Raw genomic sequence first — 3,593 nt, forward strand, 5'->3', positions numbered from 1 at the left:
GCTTGAAAATCGGGAAAAGGTGTTGCGGCAAAAGTTATCCCAAGAGGAACGCAGGACGCGCAGCCATCGGCTGATCGTCCGGGGTGCGGTCTTTGAGAGCATTGTGCCAGAAGCAAAGAACATGACCGACGAGGAAGCCACAGCACTTCTCCGGCTTGCCTTGACGAGTGAACCAGCGCGGGAATATCTGAAAAAACGAGCCGGGGACGGGAACGCGGAATAATCCCTTTGGAACAAAGGGCGCACTTATACACCCTTGCGGGCGTGTGCGCTCTGCCGAGGGCTTATCTCCGCACAGGGAACTTTCCCCGCGCTCCGATATGGCGGCTTTGCCGCAACAAGGGGCTGCACCCCTTGCGCCGCTTCGCGGCTATCCCTGCACACCCACAAAAACAGTACACCCGCCCCGGCGTCTGTACTATTTTTGCGGGTTTTATTATCCTATCCGGGAGGTGATACCCATAGCCATTTACCATTGTAACATCGGCATAGTCAGCCGTGGAAAAGGCAAGTCAGCCGTTGCCGCAGCCGCCTACCGAAGCGGCGAGAAAATCACAAACGAGTGGGACGGAATGACCCATGACTACACCCGCAAGCGCGGCGTTGTCCATACAGAAATCATGCTGCCTTCCCATGCCCCGCCCTCTTTCTCTGACCGTTCAACCTTGTGGAACAGTGTGGAGCTTTACGAGAAAGCCGGGAACGCCCAGCTTGCCAGAGAGATTGACGCAGCACTCCCCATAGAATTATCCAGAGAGGAACAGATCCGGCTTGTCCGGGAATACTGTTCCTCTCAATTTGTTTCCAGAGGAATGTGCGTTGATTTTGCCATTCACGACACCGACAGCGGCAACCCCCATTGTCATATCATGCTTACCATGCGCCCCCTTGACGAGCGCGGCGCATGGGCGGCGAAGTCCAAAAAGGAATATGACCTTGACGAAAACGGCGAGCGCATACGCTTACCAAGCGGCAGATACAAGACACACAAAGTTGACCTTACCGGCTGGAACGACAAGGGCAACGCGCTTTTGTGGCGTAAGGCATGGGCGGATATTTCAAACGCCTGCCTTGAACGCGCCGGAACCCCGGAGCGTATCGACCACCGCAGCAACGCCGAGCGCGGCATTGACGAGCTGCCCACCGTCCACATGGGCGTAGCGGCCTGTCAAATGGAGAAGAAAGGCATAGCCACCGAGAAAGGCGAGCTGAACCGGAATATCCAAAAGACAAACCGCCTTATCCGGGAAATCCGGGCGCAGATTGGAAAGCTCAAAGAATGGATTGGCGAACTGTTCAAGGCGCGGGAAACCGCCCCGGAGCAGCCCCCGCAATCCCCCGGCCTTGCAAATCTGCTGATAAAGTATATGAGCGTTCAGAGGGAAAAGAGCCGGAAGTATTCGCAGTATTGGCAAAGGCAGCACACAGCCGATGAACTGAAAACCGTTGCAAAGGCGGTCAGCTATCTTTCCGAGCATGGCATTTCCACCCTTGCGGAGCTGGACGCTGCCCTTTCCTCTGTCAGCGACCAAGCCGACGCTATCCGGGCGGGAATGAAAACCGCCGAGAAGCGCATGAAAGAACTGCAAAAGCTGATTGAATACGGGAAGAACTACACCGAGTACAAGCCCATTCACGACGAGCTGAAAAAGCTGAAAAACGGCTGGACGAATAAGCGCGACAAGTACGAGGAAGCCCACCGCGCCGAGCTTACGCTATGGAACGCAGCGAGCCGCTATCTCCATGCAAATCTGCCAAAAGGGACAAAGCCCCCCTTGCCTATTTCTGAATGGGAAAAAGAGTATGCCACCCTCAGCGGACAGAGGACAGCGGAATATACCAAGCTGAAAGAAACCCGCGCCGAGGTTGCCGAGCTTCAAAAAATCCGCAGGTGCGTGGATATTGCACTCCGCGCCGACCAGCCGGAGCTGACCCGCGCCAAGCGGCACGAACAGGAGCGATAAAGAAAAGGACGGGCAAGCTGTCCGGCTTGCCCGTCCTATGAACTCCCCGATAAATGGGAAGCTGATTTAATCCTTACGGACATAAAAGTTCCCTTCCCAATCCCAGAGAGCATAGATGAAATCTCCGTTGCTATCACCGTTTACAGTATATACGCGCATAGTTATATCCCCGTTACTTACCACGCCGATGAAATTTCCTCGGTCAGCAGAGGAATATGAATTTGCTCCATTTTCTGCCAAGTCATCTACAATGTATGTAATCCCATCAATTTCTATTATCTCATTTTCAGCCCCTTTTATGATACCAATAATCGGTGTTCTAAGGGTGAAGTAGAAAACAAGTGAAATGAGTACAACGGAGATAAGCGCAGCAGATACTATTACAACTTTTCTCTTTGACATTTTGCTGCCCCCCTACAAACTAAAATTGTTATTTCTATTTTATCGAAAGTCTATGAACAATTCAACCACAGAAAGCGAGGTATCAACCATGTATTACACCCAAGACCAGATAGACCGGGCGAACCAAGCCGACCTTGTTTCTTTCCTGCAATCACAGGGCGAGCAGCTTACCCGCGCTGGGAATGAATACCGCTGGAAACGGCACGACAGCTTGACCGTCCGGGGAAACAAGTGGTACAGGCACAGCCAGAGCAAGGGCGGCGGCCCCGTTGATTTTGTCATGGAGTTTTTCGGCAGGAGCTTCACCGAAGCCGTAGAACTTCTCACAGGAGAAAAGGGAGCCGCACCGCCGCCGGACAGACCTTGCCCCGCGTCCCTATCCAACTTCCGGCTACCGCCCCCAAACAGCGACAACCGAACAGCGAGGAACTACCTCACAGCAGCCCGCCGCATTGATGAAGATGTGACGGGCTTTTTCTTTGCCCGCGGCGATATTTACGAGGACGCAGCCCACCACAACGCCGTATTTGTGGGGCGGGACGAGGACGGAATACCGCGCTACGCCCACAGCAAGGGAACGGTGGGAAACTTCCGGCTTGATGTGAAAGGCAGCGACAAAGCCTTTAATTTCTGCTACCGGGGCGAGGGCGAAAGGCTTTTTGTCTTTGAAGCCCCCGTTGACCTGCTCTCTTTCCTCTGCCTGTTCAAAAAGGCATGGCAGAAGCAGAGCTATTTGTCATTGGGCGGCGTGGGAGAAAAAGCCCTGTTGCGTTTCCTCTCTGACCGCCCGAATATCAAGACCGTTTACCTCTGCCTTGACAGCGACCAAGCCGGAAACGACGCTTGCAGCCGCCTTGCGGAGCTTGTGCCGGAGGGCTTGACCGTCCACCGCCTTGTGCCGCTGTTTAAGGACTGGAACGAGGTATTGCAGCACCGGGCAGAAATCACAGACGGGAAGTATATCCGGGAAGCGGTTTACGGCTTGAAAGAGCCGCCGCAGGAAGAAACCGTTGAGATTATCCGCATGAGCGAGGTGGACACACAGACCGTTGAATGGCTATGGGAGCCGTATATCCCCTTTGGGAAAGTAACCATTGTGCAAGGCAACCCCGGCGAGGGCAAGACCACCTTTGCCCTACGCCTTGCCGCCGCCTGCACCACCGGGGGAACGCTGCCGGGAATGAAGCCCTTGCCGCCATTCCAAGTGATTTACCAGACCGCCGAGGA

The 3,593-nt window shown here is 54.4% G+C and carries 4 protein-coding genes; 3 read left to right on the top strand and 1 reads right to left on the bottom strand.

What is annotated here, in order from left to right:
• Both B5E67_RS15120 and mobQ read left to right on the top strand, forming a co-directional pair.
• A partial coding sequence (locus tag B5E67_RS15120; RefSeq protein WP_143405446.1) for a DUF3847 domain-containing protein occupies nucleotides 1–223 on the top strand: 223 nt, incomplete at its 5' end.
• Nucleotides 224–452: 229 nt separating this feature from the next.
• Nucleotides 453–1,964, top strand: coding sequence for a MobQ family relaxase (gene mobQ / locus B5E67_RS15125; RefSeq protein ID WP_087385908.1), 1,512 nt, complete (start codon nucleotides 453–455; stop codon nucleotides 1,962–1,964).
• A 66-nt stretch (nucleotides 1,965–2,030) separates the two neighbouring features.
• Here the strand turns inward: mobQ and B5E67_RS15130 are convergent, their stop codons facing one another.
• The gene (locus B5E67_RS15130; protein WP_087385906.1) at nucleotides 2,031–2,366 is read right to left on the bottom strand and encodes a hypothetical protein; all 336 of its coding nucleotides are present in this window, start codon (nucleotides 2,364–2,366) and stop codon (nucleotides 2,031–2,033) included.
• A gap of 88 nt (nucleotides 2,367–2,454) precedes the next feature.
• Between B5E67_RS15130 and B5E67_RS15135 the strand changes: the two genes are divergently transcribed.
• Nucleotides 2,455–3,593 (top strand): toprim domain-containing protein (locus tag B5E67_RS15135; RefSeq protein WP_143405447.1); only part of this gene is annotated, 1,139 nt, incomplete at its 3' end.

It is taken from the genome of Faecalibacterium sp. An122 (assembly GCF_002160895.1).
Classification (GTDB): Bacteria; Bacillota; Clostridia; order Oscillospirales; family Ruminococcaceae; genus Faecalibacterium.